The sequence below is a fragment of the Streptomyces sp. NPDC002588 genome, assembly GCF_040295925.1.
Lineage (GTDB): Bacteria > Actinomycetota > Actinomycetes > Streptomycetales > Streptomycetaceae > Streptomyces.
The window spans coordinates 233,567-248,577 of sequence record NZ_JBEOWF010000001.1; the positions used below are offsets into that span (position 1 = coordinate 233,567).

General features: G+C 71.2%; 12 protein-coding genes. 3 read left to right on the forward strand and 9 right to left on the reverse strand.

Annotation, left to right across the window (positions count from 1 at the left end):
- Window positions 1–63 precede the first annotated feature (63 nt).
- From gnd to ABT057_RS01115, 4 genes are all read right to left on the reverse strand, one after another.
- Window positions 64–1,503 carry an NADP-dependent phosphogluconate dehydrogenase gene (gnd, locus tag ABT057_RS01100; protein ID WP_352340138.1) on the reverse strand — a complete coding sequence of 480 codons (1,440 nt, stop codon included), beginning with the start codon at window positions 1,501–1,503 and terminating at the stop codon, window positions 64–66.
- 185 nt (window positions 1,504–1,688) lie between these two features.
- The gene (locus tag ABT057_RS01105) at window positions 1,689–2,195 is read right to left on the reverse strand and encodes a MarR family winged helix-turn-helix transcriptional regulator (protein ID WP_352340140.1); all 507 of its coding nucleotides are present in this window, start codon (window positions 2,193–2,195) and stop codon (window positions 1,689–1,691) included.
- Between the two features lie 191 nt (window positions 2,196–2,386).
- A complete protein-coding gene (locus ABT057_RS01110) occupies window positions 2,387–3,238 on the reverse strand; it encodes an LLM class flavin-dependent oxidoreductase (RefSeq protein WP_352340142.1) in 852 nt (283 codons plus the stop codon).
- 288 nt (window positions 3,239–3,526) lie between these two features.
- Complete coding sequence (locus ABT057_RS01115) at window positions 3,527–5,209, reverse strand: cellulase family glycosylhydrolase (protein ID WP_352340144.1); 1,683 nt, start codon at window positions 5,207–5,209, stop codon at window positions 3,527–3,529.
- Between the two features lie 180 nt (window positions 5,210–5,389).
- Here ABT057_RS01115 and ABT057_RS01120 point away from each other — a divergent pair, with 180 nt between their 5' ends.
- Window positions 5,390–5,905 carry a hypothetical protein gene (locus ABT057_RS01120; RefSeq protein ID WP_352340146.1) on the forward strand — a complete coding sequence of 172 codons (516 nt, stop codon included), beginning with the start codon at window positions 5,390–5,392 and terminating at the stop codon, window positions 5,903–5,905.
- Between the two features lie 120 nt (window positions 5,906–6,025).
- On the opposite strand, the gene ABT057_RS01125 is transcribed toward ABT057_RS01120, so the two are convergent.
- Entirely contained in the window at window positions 6,026–6,589 is a 564-nt protein-coding gene (locus ABT057_RS01125; RefSeq protein WP_352340148.1) for a hemerythrin domain-containing protein, read from the reverse strand.
- Window positions 6,590–6,805: 216 nt separating this feature from the next.
- Here ABT057_RS01125 and ABT057_RS01130 point away from each other — a divergent pair, with 216 nt between their 5' ends.
- Window positions 6,806–8,623, forward strand: coding sequence for a protein kinase domain-containing protein (locus ABT057_RS01130; RefSeq protein ID WP_352340150.1), 1,818 nt, complete (start codon window positions 6,806–6,808; stop codon window positions 8,621–8,623).
- A gap of 171 nt (window positions 8,624–8,794) precedes the next feature.
- Window positions 8,795–10,069, forward strand: coding sequence for a glycosyltransferase (locus ABT057_RS01135; protein WP_352340152.1), 1,275 nt, complete (start codon window positions 8,795–8,797; stop codon window positions 10,067–10,069).
- A 16-nt stretch (window positions 10,070–10,085) separates the two neighbouring features.
- On the opposite strand, the gene ABT057_RS01140 is transcribed toward ABT057_RS01135, so the two are convergent.
- The 4 genes from ABT057_RS01140 to ABT057_RS01155 all read right to left on the reverse strand — a co-directional run bounded on the left by ABT057_RS01140 (window position 10,086) and on the right by ABT057_RS01155 (window position 14,997).
- Window positions 10,086–11,198: a glycosyltransferase gene (locus tag ABT057_RS01140; RefSeq protein WP_352340154.1), complete on the reverse strand. Its 1,113-nt coding sequence runs from the start codon at window positions 11,196–11,198 to the stop codon at window positions 10,086–10,088.
- A gap of 1,297 nt (window positions 11,199–12,495) precedes the next feature.
- Complete coding sequence (gene hypE, locus ABT057_RS01145) at window positions 12,496–13,575, reverse strand: hydrogenase expression/formation protein HypE (protein WP_352340156.1); 1,080 nt, start codon at window positions 13,573–13,575, stop codon at window positions 12,496–12,498.
- Entirely contained in the window at window positions 13,568–14,695 is a 1,128-nt protein-coding gene (gene hypD / locus ABT057_RS01150) for a hydrogenase formation protein HypD (RefSeq protein ID WP_352340158.1), read from the reverse strand. Before hypD ends, hypE begins: the two co-directional genes overlap by 8 nt.
- Entirely contained in the window at window positions 14,692–14,997 is a 306-nt protein-coding gene (locus tag ABT057_RS01155) for a HypC/HybG/HupF family hydrogenase formation chaperone (RefSeq protein WP_352340160.1), read from the reverse strand. The genes hypD and ABT057_RS01155 overlap by 4 nt, the downstream gene beginning before the upstream one ends.
- Between the last annotated feature and the right edge of the window lie 14 nt (window positions 14,998–15,011).

The following is a 15,011-nucleotide window of genomic DNA, read 5'->3' on the forward strand; positions in this document are numbered from 1 at the left end:
CGGTCCGGGCGGCGGACGCCGCCCGGACCGTAAGGTTTGTTTCCGGTTCCGTCCCGTGGGCTGTCAGGCCGACGTCTCCGGGCGGCCGGGCTCGGCCCAGTGGGTGTGGAAGGCGCCGGGGCGGTCCGTGCGGCCGTAGGTGTGGGCGCCGAAGTAGTCGCGCTGGCCCTGGAGCAGGGCGGCGGGCAGCCGGCCGGCCCGCAGGGTGTCGTAGTGGGCGAGCGCGGCGGAGAACGCCGGGACGGGGATGCCGCGCCGGGCGGCGGATGCGACCGTTTCCCGCCAGGGCACCTGCGCGTCGGTGATCTCCATGGCGAACTCCATCTCACCGAGGAGGCTGACCAGCTCCGGGTCGGCGGCGTACGCGGCACGGATGCGGTCGAGGAAGGAGGCGCGGATGATGCAGCCACCACGCCAGATCCGGGCGACCGCGCCGAGGTCGATCTTCCAGCCGAACTCGGCGGCCGCGTCCTGGATCATCTTCCAGCCCTGGTCGTAGGCGATCACCTTCGACGCGTACAGGGCGTGCTCGACCTGGGAGGTGAAGCGGGCGGCCTCGGTGCGGCTGAGCGGGGGCGTGGTGCCGCCGGGCAGTCCGGCGTAGGCGGCGCGCAGTTCGCGCTGGCCGGAGGCGGCGCGGGCGAAGGTGGCCTGGGCGATGGCGGTGACCGGGGAGCCCAGGTCCAGGGCGGTCTGCACGGTCCAGCGGCCGGTTCCCTTCTGGCCGGCGGCGTCGGTCACGATGTCCACGAACGACAGGCCGGTGAGGGCGTCGGTGTGCGCGAGGACCTCGGCGGTGATCTCGATCAGGTAGGAGCCCAGCCGGCCCTGGTTCCAGGTGCGGAAGACGTCGGCGATCTCGGCGGGGGTGTACCCGGCGACCTGGCGCAGCAGGTCGTACGCCTCGGCGATGAGCTGCATGTCGGCGTACTCGATGCCGTTGTGGACCATCTTGACGAAGTGTCCGGCGCCGTCGGTGCCGATGTGGGTGGCGCAGGACTCGCCGTCCACCTTCGCGCTGATGGAGTCGAACATCGGGCCGAGGACGTCGTACGACTCGCCGGAGCCGCCGACCATGATCGAAGGACCGTTGAGCGCGCCCTCCTCGCCGCCGGAGACCCCGGTGCCGACGAAGTGCAGGCCCATCTCGCGCAGGGCGGCCTCGCGGCGGCGGGTGTCGGCGAAGTGGGCGTTGCCACCGTCGATGATCATGTCGCCGGGCTCCAGGAGCGGGGCGAACTCGTCGATGACGGCGTCGGTGACGGCGCCCGCCTGGACCATGATCATCAGGCGGCGGGGGCGCTCGAGCGCGGCCACGAACTCCTCGGCCGACTCGGCGGGGACGAACGCGCCCTCGTGACCGAACTCCTCGACGAGCGCCCGGGTGCGGCCGGCGCTGCGGTTGTGGACGGCGACGGTGTACCCGTTGCGGGCGAAGTTGCGCGCGAGGTTTCGGCCCATCACGCCGAGGCCGGTGACACCGATGGCGGCGGTTGCGTTCACGAGGTACGTCCCTTGGATCGTTGGCGTGTGCTTGAGGGGGCGGGCAGCCCCGTACCACCAGGTGTACGGGCCGCGGGGCGGTTCTTCTCGATCCCGGGCCCATCCATATGTCCGTGAACATGTCCGTGGACGCCGTCAGAGGCGGTCCGCCGGCCTCCTGACGGCCGCCTGCGAACCGCCGGGCCTCAGCGCCGGCGCCAGGGCAGCACCGCCGGGTCGGCGTGGGCGCTGTCGACCCGGTGCAGGGCGTCGCTGATGGCCTCGCCGATCTCGCCGAACTGCCGTACCTGCTCGGGGGTGAGCGCGTCGAACACCGCCCGGCGGACCGCCTCCACATGGCCGGGGGCGATCTCCACCAGCAGTGCCTTTCCCTGCTCGGTCAGCACGGCGAGCTGTCCGCGGCCGTCGGCGGGGTCCTCCCGGCGGTCCACGAGACCGTCCTCGCACAGCCGGTTCACCGCGTGGGTGAGCCGGCTGCGGGTGATCTTCAGACGCTGGGCCAGTTCGGACATGCCGAGAGAGCCCTCGGGGGCCCTCGATAGGAAGGCGAGCAGGCTGTAGTCGGCGTGCGTCATGCCGGCGTCGCGCCGCAGTTGCCGGTTGAGATGGTCGGCCAGCAGCGTGGAGAACTCGACGTAGGCCAGCCAGGCTCGTCGTTCCTCGTCGTTGAGCCAACGGGGCGTCGTGGGCATGGCCACACCTTACCCACCGGCACCTTTTACCCACGGGCACCTTGGCTTCACCTTTCACACACATTGTCGCCGTGGGTGCCGGGCTCGGGGGACGGCGGCGGGCGGGCCGCCGCCGTCCCCTCACCCAGGTGATCGCTCGCCGGGCGGCCCGCCCCGGACTCCGCGAGCCGACCGGGCCGTGCCGGGCGCGGTCAGAACACCGCCTCGGCCAGGCGGTCCACCTGGTCGGGGTCCGGGGCCCAGCAGTAGAGGACGACCTCGTCGGCACCGATGCCGGTGAGGGCGGCGACGGCGGAGCGGATCTTCCGCGGGGTGGTGAGCAGCCCGTCCGCCATGTAGGCGGCGCGGCCGCTGAACTCGTAGTAGTCGAGGAGACTGCGCCGGGCCCGGTCCAGAGTGGCCCGCGGTCCGAGGGCGACACTGATCTGCGCGACCAGACGCGGTCGGCCGGGGCGGTCGTACTTCTCCCAGACCTGCTCCACGTCGCGGAACAGGCCGGCGAGGTGCTCCGGGGGCAGCGCGGCCCCGAGGAAGCCGTCGCCGAAACGGCCGACGCGCTCGACGGCTGCCGGGGCGAAGCCGCCGAACAGCACTTCCGGGCCGCCGGGAGTGACGGGCGCGGGTCCGATGGGCCCGACGCCTTCGCCGTACGGTTCTCCGGCCCAGGTGCGGCGCAGCCGGGTCAGCTGTTCGTCCAGGCGCCGGCCGCGGGTGCGGAGTTCGATGCCGGCGGCCAGGCAGTCGTCCTCGCGGCCGCCGACGCCGACGCCGAGGGTGAAGCGGCCCCCGGAGACGCGGTCCAGGGTCGCCGTCTGCTTGGCGAGCAGAGCGGTGTTGTGGTGGGGCGCGATGAGCACCTCGGTCTGGACGCGGATGCGGTGCGCGGCGCCGGCGAGAGCCGCGAGGGTGACCAGGGGTTCGGGGTTGTGGAAGACGAGCCGGTCGAGCAGGCCGAGCGTGCTGAAGGGGGCCGCGTCGGCGCGGCGGGCCCAGTTCAGCAGCAGGGCGGGGTCGTCGATGGGAAGGCCGAGGCCGATCTTCATGCGGGCAGTCCTTCGGAGGGCATGCGGACAGAGCTGCCGCCCCTCCTGGCTCCGCGCGCTGGTGCGCGGGCCTGCTCCCGTTCTGCGGCGTTCCTTCGAGAGAGCGTGTCGCGTAAGAGTGGGGGGAACGTAACGCGGCCGCCCGGTGCCGGGCAAGGCGATTTCTGTGGACCCTCCGGCTCCCGGGTCGACAGGTCGGCCGGCCGGCGAGACCGGCCGGGGCACCAGGTGCCGCACGAGCCGGCCGGCCGGCGTTGTGCCGCCGGCCGGCCGGCGGCCGCGAGCTTGTCAACTCTTCGTGCAGGTACTGCCGTTGAGGGTGAAGGTGGTCGGTGCGGTGTTGCTGGTGCCCTTGTTGCCGAGGAAGCCCACGGTGACCGAGCCGGCGGCCGGGATGGTGGAGGTGTAGGAGGCGGGGGCGACGCTCACCGTGCCGCCGCTCTGCGTGGGCGTCCCGCCCCACATGCTGGTGACCGTCTGGCCGTCGGCGAAGGAGAAGACCAGCTTCCAGCCGTTGATCGCCGCGGTGCCGGGGTTGTGCAGGACGATCTCGCCCTGGAAGCCGCCGGGCCACTCCCCCACGACGCGGTAGCCGACCGAACACGGCGTGCTGGGCGCGGTGGTGGTCGTGACGCCGACCGTCGCCGAGCGGGCCGAGCGGTTGCCGGCGGCGTCCCGGGCGTAGACGGCGAAGGTGTACGCGGTGTCGGCGGTGAGGCCGGTCACGGTGACCGAGTCGGAGGCCGAGGCCGCGACCGCGGTCTCCGTGCCCCCGCTGACGCTGACGACGTCGTATCCCGCGACGCCCACGTCGTCGGTCGCGGCGGCCCAGGTGAGGGTCACGGAAGTGGCCGTCACGGCGGAGGCGGTCGGGGTGCCGGGAGTGGTCGGCGCCTGGGTGTCGCCCGGGCTGCCGCCGCCGAAGACGGTGGCCTCCCTGGCGGTCCCGGCGATGCCGTTGACTCCGTTGAAGGCCCGCTGTCCCCACGAACTGAGCTGCGTGCGGTCGAAGTTGAGGGCCAGGTCGAGGACCGGGTCGGTGTTGCCGCTCCAGGACCAGGCCAGATAGCCCAGCTTCAGCTGCTGGGCGGTGGCCATCATGGTGTCCTCGTCGGGATCGCCCCACTGGTCGGCGGGACCGCCGAACTCGCCTATCACGATGGGGAGTTCGGCGTTGACGAAGGCGTTCAGATAGTCGGTGACCTCCGCCGCGGTGTCGAAGACGCTGTACATGTGGATGGAGAAGATCAGGTTGCCGGTGGTGTCGGCGGCGTACACGGACTGGGCGTTGGCGCGCATCACGCCCTGCCAGTCCTGGCCCCAGTTGGGTGCGTCCACCATGATCGTGTGCTGGAAGCCGGCGTCGCGCAACTTCTTGACGGCGGCGATGGTGGGGGCGGTCCAGCCCGCGGGATCGGTGTTGCCCCAGGGCTCGTTGCCGATGTTGATGACGACGTAGTTCTCCTGGCCGGACAGGACGTCCTTCAGGCCGATCCAGTAGTCGGCGGCCTGGTCGAGGGTGCCGGCCGCGGCGTCCTCGCCGTAGCCGGTGGTGTCGTGCACCTCCAGGACACAGATGAGGCGGTTGGCCTTGCACTGGGAGATGACGGTCGCCACGTCCGAAGCGCTGTTGGCGCTCCAGCGGTGGCCGTCGGCGAGGACGACGCGCACGGTGTTGGCGCCCAGTGCCTTGATGTCCGCGAGCGACTGCTGGGTTCTGCCGGGGTACCAGGTGTGGGCGTGGTTGACCCCACGCATGACGAAATCGTTCCCGTTGGCCTCCAGCAGGCGCCCGTCGCCGATGTGCAGCCCGGTCGCGGCGAGGTCGGCGGTGGGCCGGGCCTGGGCGGTGGCGGTCGGGGCCAGGACACCGAGGGCGACCAGCCCGAGGATGACTGCCAGCCTGGTCAGGAAGCCGGACAAGGGGCTTTTGCGGGACGGAATGCCGGTCGTGCTTCTTGTCGTTCTCACTGCGGCTCCAGGAGTGAGGCCAAGAAGGCAAGAGAATATGGGAGCGCTCCCAAAATGTGGGAGCGCTCCCATACATGCCACCATGCCAAGTACACGTCAAGAGAGCGCGCAGAGCTCCGCTACCGTTGCCCGAGAACCCCGCACCCACTCGCCTCGCCACGGCAGTTCGGACGGTCCCCTGTGCTCGCAGACCTCGCCCCGCTCATCGCCGCGACCACCCAGTGGCTGACGCGCGCCTACCCGGCGTCCGACGGGGCACTCGCCGCCGCCCTCTGCGAGGCGCAGGCCCGGCAGGCGGTCACCGTCGCGGCGTGGCTGCGCTATCCGACGCCGACCGACGCGGCGCTGGTCGGCATCGCCGGCCCCGGCGGCTCGGACCGCCTCGACGCGCTGAACGGCACGGAGGCGGACCCCGACGACGCGGCCTGGCGCAGTTGGGTCGACGAGGTCGTGGCGAGCTGGGCGGCCTGTCTGCTCACCGATCCCGAACTCGCCGCCCGCGCGGTGACCATGCTCGCCGGGGGCGACCACACGAGAGGTACGCCGGTGGAGTTCCGGCGGCTGACCGCACCCGACGACCACGACCGGCGGGCGGCCGCACTGCTCCGCCACCCCGACCTCGTCGCCCCGGTGGCAGGCCTCCACCAGGACCGGCTTCTGCAGCGGTTGGGGCCGGGACGGGCGCTGATCGCCTGAGGGCGGCGCCCGGAACGGACCTCCGGGTCAAGCCGGCCGTCGGGTCGCGCCGAGCGCGTCACCGGCCGTATCGGCCCGGGCGCCGGACCCTGGGCCCGCACCCGCCGCGGACCAGGAGGCTCAGCTCTTTTTCCCGCGCCCGGTCATCGCGTCGCGCAGGCGGTCCACCAGGCCGACGCCCGGGGCCAGCATCTTGTTCGCCGGCGGTTTGTCCGGGGCGGACGGGTGCGGGCGGGTCGGCGCCGTCTTCTTGGCCATCCGGACCTTGTCCCCCAGACTGTCCAGCGCCTCCGGCGGACAGGCGGCACGCAGGCGCGGGAAGAGGTTCTGCTCCTCGTCGGCCACATGCTCCCGGATCTCGCGCATCAGTTTCGCCAAGAGCATGTCGAAGTCCGCGTCGTCCGCCGCCCGCCCCTCCAGGTCCTTCATGATCCGCTCGGCCTCGGCGTGGTCCTTCAGTTCCTTGTCGGCGAGCACGTCTCCGCCTGCGATGTGCTCGCGCACCGCGGGATAGAGGTAGGCCTCCTCCGCCACCGAGTGCCGGACCAGTTCGATCGTGACCTGCTCCGCATGGGTCTTGCGGTCCCTGTGCCCCGACGGCAGCGCCTCGATCCGTCCGAACAGTTCCTCCACCTCGCGGTGATCGGTCACCAGTTCGTCGATCACGTTCCCACCATGGCCCATGTCGTCCACCTCCAGCCGTCTCCGGCGGCCCCGGACGGACCTGCCACCGCACCGGGTGCCCCACGCGCGGCGGCTTGAACTCAGACCGACGCGCCGGGCGCCGCACACGGAGGGTAGAAGTGTTTGAAACCCTGAGCACACGCCGGGACTCGGCTAGCCTCGTTCTTCCGAACCAAGGGCGAACTCACGTACGGCGAACATCACTTCGGGAGATCCGTGACTGACCAGCGGCCGACCCCACCGACTCCTGCGGCGGACGAGTCCGCCGCGCTGCGGCAGACCGGGGCCTCGCCCCTGCGCGTCGGTGATCCGGACCGTGTCGGACCCTATGTGCCGCTGGCCCTGCTGGGCAGCGGCGGGATGGGACGGGTCTACCTGGCCCGGACCGCCGACGACACGCCCGGACTGTTCGCGGTGAAGGTGATCCGGCCGGAGTACGCCGAGGACGTGCGCTTCCAGCGCCGCTTCCAGCGTGAGGCGGCCGTGCACGCCCGGCTGGGGCCGCCGTACGCGCCCCGGCTGTGCGGTACGGGGTTCGAGGACGAGCTGCTGTGGATGGCCACCGAATACGTACCGGGACTCGACCTGACGGTGGCCGTACGCGGGGACGGCGCCCTGCCGGCGGTGACGGTGTGGCGGCTGGCGCTCGAGCTGGGGCGGGCGCTCGCCGCGCTGTCCGACGCCGGGGTGGTGCACCGGGACCTCAAGCCGTCCAACGTCCTGCTGTCCCTCGACGGCGTGCACCTGATCGACTTCGGGATCTCCAAGGCCGCGGACGCGAGCGCACTCACCGGCACGGGAAACCGGGTGGGCACCCCGGCCTACATGTCGCCGGAGTACCTCAGAACCGGCAACTGCGACACGGCGTCGGACGTGTTCTCCCTGGCCGGGACCCTCGTCTACGCGGTCACCGGCCGGGCCCCGTTCGGCGACGGCACCGGGGTCGACGTGATGCACCGGGTGGCGTTCGAGGAGCCGTATCCGGAGGTGACCTCCGCGGTCTCGGCGGCCGATCCGGAACTCGCCGCGCTGCTGTCCCGATGTCTGGCAAAGGAGCCCGGCGGGCGCCCCACGCCACGGGAGCTGGCGGAGATCGCCGACGCGCGCGTCGACACGTCCGCCTGGCCCGAGCCGCTCCACGCCGAGGTACTGGCCCGCCAACGGGCCTACGAGACGCTGCACCGGATCCCCGTCGAGCGGGCTGCCCGGCTGCGCCCCACCCACCACCGCGCCACGGGCGCGCCCAGCTGGCCGCCCGCCGAGTCTCCCGCTTCCCCACCCGGTTCGGTGAGCCGGTCCACGCCGCCCGATGCCGCCGCCGTGCAGCCGGAGCCGGCGGACGCGGTCGCCCACACGGCGTCAGGGTCGTTAACCGTCAAGGGATCCGGTTCCCGGCGGCGCGGAAAGCGGGTGCTGGCCGTGGGCGCGGGCGCGGCCCTGTGCGCCGTCGCCGCGGGCGTGTTCGTGCTCGTACGGCCGGACGGGCCGGCAACTGCCGCTCCCCCCAGGGACGTTCCCACGGCGACCGGCGCAGCGCCCGGGGCCTCGCCCGGCAACGCCGCCCTGCCGGGGGCGTCCGACGCGGCGGACGGGGCCTCCGCCGAGGGTTCGTCCGGCGAACGCGCCGACCCCGACGCCACCGGCGTCGGCCACGCCACCGGGGGACCGGAGGTCTCCGCTCCTGCCGACGACGACGGCGACCCGGCCGCCTCGAGCACCGGCACCGCCCCGGCCGCGGAACCGAGCACGACACCCACCACTCCGTCGTCCGCGCCCGCCGCCCAGCCGTGGAACACCGAGTGCACCTATTACAACGGCAGCGGCCGCACCCTCCAAGGGGACAGCGGCAACAGGGTGTTGCAGGCCCAGTGCATGCTGACCAAACGGGGGTACGACGTGGGGAGCGGCGGTGTGAGCGGTGAATTCGACGCCGGCACCGAGAGCGCGGTCGTCAGCTTCCAGAGCGCCAAGGGACTGAGAGCCAACGGTGTGGTGAATCGCAAGACCTGGGTCGCGCTGCGAGCCGCCGACTGAGCGAACCGGGGAATGAGCGCGAGGCCCAGCCTCGTGTCCACGGAACCCGAATTACGGAATTTCATACGTGCATTCGGGTGGTCCGTATCTCCCTTCGCCTGCCGGACGGCGATGACATCCGGGCCTGCTCGTAACGTCGGCGGAAATGATAAATGGCTCAGGGAGCAGCAGATGACGCCGACCGCCACTCCGAGGTTCTCCGTCTTCACCCCCAGCCACCGGCCCCGTTACCTCGACGAGTGCCTGGCGACCCTGCAGGCACAGACCTGTGCGGACTGGGAGTGGATCGTCGTGCTCAACAACGGCGCCCGATGGCGGCCGGAGCATCCCGACGACCGGATCCGGGTGGAGATCGCGGACGACGTCGTCGGGGTGGGAGCGGCCAAGCGCAGGGCGTGTGAACTGGCGCGCGGCGAGATCCTGGTGGAGCTCGACCACGACGACCTGATGGCGAAGGCCTGCCTGGCGGAGCTCGCCAAGGCCTTCGACGCGCATCCCGAGGCGGTCCTCGTCTACAGCAACACCGCGCAGATCACCGAGGACGGCAAGCGGGACGACGACCGTTTCAACGAGGCGCACGGCTGGCACTACGAGGAGGTGCGCGTCGACGGCCGCACGCTGCTGCAGGTCAGGTCGATGGCGCCGACGCCGCACAACGTCGCGTACATCTGGTACGCGCCCAACCACGTGCGGGCGTTCCGCCGGGACGCGTATGTGAAGGCCGGGGGGTACGACGCCACCCGTACGGTTCTGGACGACCAGGACCTGATGTGCCGGCTGTTCCACGTCGGCGACTTCCACCACATCCCCCGCTGTCTCTACCTCCAGCGGATGCACCCCGCCAACACCCAGCGCGACCCGGAGATCAACGCGCACATCCAGCGCGAGACGGTCGCCCTGTACGACAAGTACATCGAGGCCAACGCCCTCGCCTGGACCCATCGCAGGGGACTGCTCGCGCTGGACCTCGGCTCGGCGCGCCGCAAGCCGCCCGGCTACACGGGGGTGGACAAGCAGCCGGGTGAGGGTGTGGACATCGTCGCCACCCTGCCCGACCGGCTGGACCTGCCCGACGACTCCGTGGGCCTGCTGCGGGCGGTGAACTTCCTCGAGCACGTGCCCGCGAAGGTGCCGCTGATCAACGAGCTGTACCGGCTGCTCGCCCCCGGCGGCATGCTCCTCGTCAGCACTCCGAGCTCCGACGGTCGAGGCGCCTACCAGGACCCGAGTCACGTCGCGTACTACAACGAGAACTCGTTCTGGTACTACACGGACGACCAGTACCGCGCGTTCGTGCCCGACCTCGAGGCCAGGTTCCAGAGTTCACGGCTGGCCACCTACTTCCCGTCAGAGTGGCACTCCGAGAAGAACATCTCGTACGTGGTCGCCAACCTCATCGCCATGAAGGACGGCACCGAACGGTGCGGCGGGCTGTTGCTGGTCTAGGACACCGGGTGCGGCCTCAGATCGTGACGAGTTCGCTCAGGCCCAGGTTGCGCCGCGACAGTTCCAGGTTCTGGAGCACACGCTCACGATGTTCGGCGGGCAGCCTGCCGCTTTCCAGCAGTCGTTCGCAGCACTCCTTCGACTCCTCGTACTCCCCCACCCAGTACGCGGACACCGCGAGTTCGTCCAGTGCCTGCCACTCGTACCAGCCGTACTCGACGAGGAGGTCGTCCTTCGGGAACGGGATCCGTGCCGCCTGCCGCGCGAACATGTGGGCGAGAGGCCAGCGCGAGCCGCCCCGGCACAGGCGTGCGAGGTCACCGAGGGCTTCGGCGCGAGTCGGCCGGATCTCGTACGCCCGGAGATAGAGGTCCATCACCTCGGCCGACGGCCGTTCCAGGCTTTCGGCGAGTCGCGCGGCCCAGAGGCGGGCCCAGTACGTCTCCTCGGCCGAGCCGTCCATGGTCGCCCTGCGGTCATAGGCTTCGAGCGCCCTCTCCAGCTCACCCGCGTCGCGCAGGCTCTGGCCGAGGTAGAAGGCGTACCGGGCGTTGCCGGGTTCCTTGGCCAGGCCCTCTTCGAGGGTCTGTACGTCGCGCAGGTACTTCGCCCGCATCCCTTCCCTCCTGAGTCGTCCCCCGCCGCCCACGATGACCATTTCGGCGCCCGCGAGGGTACTGAGGCCGAATCGGGAGCCGCATTCGATGTGCTCGTGCAGGACACCGACATAGCGCCAGGACAGCCGGGTCGAGACCAGGACGGGGCGCCAGTAGCGGAAGGTGCCGAAGCGGATATCGACCCGGTAGGCGTCCTGGGTCAGCTCCGGCATACGGAACCCGGGCTCCAGTTCCATCACGTCGTCGGCGTCAATGAAGAGGAGGTAGTCCGCGTCGGCACGGGCGAGTTCGATCGCCTCGGTGCGGCTCACGTCGTACCCCTTCCAGGGCCGCTCGTACAGCTCGCCGGGCAGGTCTCGGTAGACCTCGCGGATGACGTTCTGCGTGCCGTCGGTGGAGCCCGTGTCCACGATGACCCAGGTATCGATCAAGGGCCGTACGGACTCCAGGCAACGCCGGATGACCGGGGCCTCGTCCTTGACGATCATGTTCAGGCAGACCGTCGGTCTCAAAGGTCCTCCAGAAAATGCGGGCGACGGCGCCCGCGAGGCCGAGGCCCCGGGGCACCGTCGCTCATTTGCAGGCGGAGCGGACGGCCCCTGCCGCCCGCCTCAGACGAGAGTTACAGATCGGCACAGATCGCGAAGGCGGTGATCCCGCTCCCGCCGGTCTCGGTGGCCTGCCACCCAGTGGCCGCGGAACCCACGGCTCCGACCGGCTGGCTCGCAACTGGCGAACCAGTGGACTGAATGAACCCGCCGCCAGTGGCAACGTCGCCGGACAGGCAGTTGGCAGTCGCCGTGTTACCGGATCCTCCACCGGAGTAGGCGGCCACGATGTAGGTGCTGAGACCCGCGCCCTGAGCTCCCTGGGCACCCTGGGCTCCCTGGGCTCCCTGGGCACCCTGAGCGCCCTGGGCACCCTGAGCGCCCTGAGCACCTTGAACGCCCGCCCCAACGGCTCCCTGGGATCCCTGCGCACCCTGAGCGCCCTGGGCTCCCTGCGCACCCTGAGCACCTTGAACGCCCGCCCCAACGGCTCCCTGGGATCCCTGCGCACCCTGAGCGCCCTGGGCTCCCTGCGCACCTTGCGCACCCTGGGCGCCCTTGGCACCCTGGGCTCCCTGCGGCCCCGGCTTGCCCGGCTTGCCCGGCCTGCCGTCATGGCCCTTGGGACCCCTGGGACCCTGCGGACCGCGCGGGCCCGACTGAGCGTGGTGGTGCGGGTCGAGGTCCCGGTCCGTGGCCGAGTTCGCGGCGCCGTACACCGGCGCCACACCGTCGGTACCAGCCCTGCGGATCGCGTCAGCAACGGCCGCCTCGGACACACCCTCCGGGCGCGCCTCCACCACCAGGCGACCGGCGCCCGGCTTCTCCACCGCGTCGGCGATGGCCGCCGCACTCGGGACAACGCTGAGCGCCACCGCGGCCGCGCCCGCTGTCACCAGCGTTGCGGACTTGAGGCGCGAGTTTCGGATCGTTCTACGGTTCAAGAGAACCTTCCTCAGGTTGGGGAGGGATCAGACGGAAGGTGCGCACATGGTGCGCTTCCTTCCGCTTGGCCGCCATATCTCCTTCGGCCATGAACGAAGTAATCCTTCCCCCGATATGACAAAACGATTAAGGAATAACCCGCCTCGCCTAGGAGGATCACTCGGGCGGCGTCACTTCTTCGAGGATTTCTCTTGGTTGCCTTTGGCGCCCGTTTCCAGGCTCTTTTCAGTTTCCAGGTGCGGCACCCGCCCTTTTCGGAAAGACGTCCGGGGCGCGGCCCCAAGGACTGTCCCGTGATCCCCGGTGGGTCTTGGCCTCAGCAGATGCGTGGCAGTTGCTCCCCGATCGGCAGGTCGACCACGCGGGTGCCGCCCAGCCCGGTGCGGGCCACCACCATGCCGGGGTGGGCCTCGACGGCCTCCCCGACGATCACGGACTCCGCGCCCAGCGGGTGGGCCCGCATGGCCTCCAGGACGGCGTCGGCGTGCTCGCGCGGGACGAAGGCGACCAACTTGCCCTCGTTGGCGATGTACATGGGGTCCAGGCCGAGGATGGCGCAGGCGTTGGCCACGGCGGGCGGAACCGGTACGGCGCGTTCCCGCAGCACCACCCCGGTGCCGGAGGCCGCGGCGATCTCGTTGAGCGCGGCCGCGAGGCCGCCGCGGGTGGGGTCGCGCAGGACGTGCAGATCCGGGGTGACGGCCAGCATGGCGTCGACCAGACCGCCGAGCGCGGCGCAGTCGCTCTCGACCTCCACCCCGAACTCCAGGCCCTCGCGGACACTCATGACCGCCACCCCGTGGACGCCGATGGCGCCGCTGACGATCACGACGTCGCCGGGCACCACCCGCTGCGGTCGCAGGTCCACGCCGGCCGGTACGACTCCGATGCCGGCGGTGTTGAGATAGATCCCGTCGCCGTGGCCCGCCTCCACCACCTTGGTGTCGCCGGTGGCCACCTCCACGCCGGCGGTGCGCGCGGCGGCGCCGAGCGCCTCGGCGACCCTCGTGACCGTGTCCAGTTCGACGCCCTCCTCCAGGATGAAGCCGCAGGAGAGGTAGGCGGCGCGGGCCCCGCTCATCGCGAGGTCGTTGACCGTGCCGTTGACCGCCAGGTCACCGATGCTGCCACCGGGGAAGAACAGCGGCCGTACGACATAGGAGTCCGTGGAGAACGCCAGCCGGGCCCCGCCCAGCGACAGAACGGCCGCGTCGCCCATCTGCGAGAGCACCTCGCCGCCGAAGGCGGGCGCGAAGATCTGCTGGACCAGTTCGGCGGAGAGGGCTCCACCACCGCCGTGGCCCATGACGACCCGGGGCCGGTCGCGCAGGGGCGCCGGACAGGTCCACCCCTCGACGTCGAGGGCGGGCAGGGGGAGATCGGTGGTGTCAGACAACGGAGGTCGCCTCCCGGGCCGCGGTGGCGGGCATGTCCAGCCGCCGGTAGAGGTAGTACGCCGCGCAGGCGCCCTCGCTGGAGACCATGGTGGCGCCCAGCGGCGTACGCGGAGTGCAGAGGGTGCCGAAGGCGGCGCACTCGTGCGGTTTGAGCAGGCCCTGCAAAACCTCTCCGCTGCGGCACTCGGCGGGTTCCTCGGTCCGGATCCCGTCGACCGGGAAGCGGTGCTCGGCGTCGTGGTCGCGGTACTCGGGCGACAGTCGCCAGCCGCTGGCGGGGATCACCCCGATGCCGCGCCAGGCGCGGTCGGTGACCTCGAAGACGTCCTCCAGCATGGCCCGGGCCGCCGGGTTGCCCTCCGGGCGGACGGCGCGGGCGTAGGCGTTCTCGACGGTGTGCTCGCCACGCTCCAACTGCCGGACGGTCCGGCGGACGCCTTCGAGGATGTCCAGCGGCTCGAAGCCCGTCACGACGATCGGCACCCGGAAACGCTCGGCCAGCTCCGGGTACTCCTCGACGCCCATCACGCTGCACACGTGCCCTGCCGCCAGGAAGCCCTGCACGCGGCAGCTGGGCGAGGACATGATCGCCTCGATGGCGGGCGGCACTCGGACGTGGGAGACCAGCATGCTGAAGTTCCGGATGCCGTGCTTGCGGGCCTGGTGGACCGTCATGGCGTTGGGGGGAGCGGTGGTCTCGAAGCCGATCCCGAAGAACACCACCTCCCGGTCCGGGTTCTGGCGGGCGATCCGCAGGGCGTCGAGCGGCGAGTACACGACCCGTACGTCCCCGCCCTCGCCTCGGACCTGGAACAGGTCCCGTCCGGTGCCCGGCACCCGCAGCATGTCGCCGAAGGAGCAGAAGATGACCTCCGGCCGGGAGGCGATCTCCAGTGCCTTGTCGATGACCTCGAGCGGTGTCACACACACCGGACAACCCGGGCCGTGGATCAACTCGACCTGCTCCGGGAGGAGTTGGTCGATGCCGTGCCGGATGATGCTGTGCGTCTGCCCTCCGCAGACCTCCATCAGCGCCCACGGTCTGGTCACCGTGGCGTGGATGTCGTCGAGGAGCCGGCGGGCCAGCTCCGGATCCTGGAACTCGTCGATGTACTTCACTGGTTGCGCACCTCTTCCACCGGCTCCGCGCCGGCCTCCGCCGCCGCCATCTCCCAGGCGTCGCCGAACTCCTCCTGCAGCATGCCGAGTTCGGCGAAGAGTTCGAGCGTCTGCTTCGCCGACTCCTCGTCCAGCCGCTGCAGCGCGAACCCGACGTGGACGATGGCGTACTCGCCGACCCGGAGGTCGGGCAGATACTCCAGGCACACCTCCTTGACCACACCGCCGAAGTCGACGGTGGCCATCCGGGTGCCGTCCCGGTCCTCGATGTCCAGCACTCTGCCGGGTACCGCCAGGCACATGGGCCTCTCCTCGC

What these genes read in the sequence shown, in the direction of transcription:
- ABT057_RS01105 (WP_352340140.1), bottom strand. Translation starts at nt 2,195, where the DNA reads ATGCCCACGACGCCCCGTTGGCTCAACGACGAGGAACGACGAGCCTGG.
- ABT057_RS01110 (WP_352340142.1), bottom strand. Translation starts at nt 3,238, where the DNA reads ATGAAGATCGGCCTCGGCCTTCCCATCGACGACCCCGCCCTGCTGCTG.
- ABT057_RS01125 (WP_352340148.1), bottom strand. Translation starts at nt 6,589, where the DNA reads ATGGGCCATGGTGGGAACGTGATCGACGAACTGGTGACCGATCACCGC.
- ABT057_RS01135 (WP_352340152.1), top strand. Translation starts at nt 8,795, where the DNA reads ATGACGCCGACCGCCACTCCGAGGTTCTCCGTCTTCACCCCCAGCCAC.
- ABT057_RS01155 (WP_352340160.1), bottom strand. Translation starts at nt 14,997, where the DNA reads ATGTGCCTGGCGGTACCCGGCAGAGTGCTGGACATCGAGGACCGGGAC.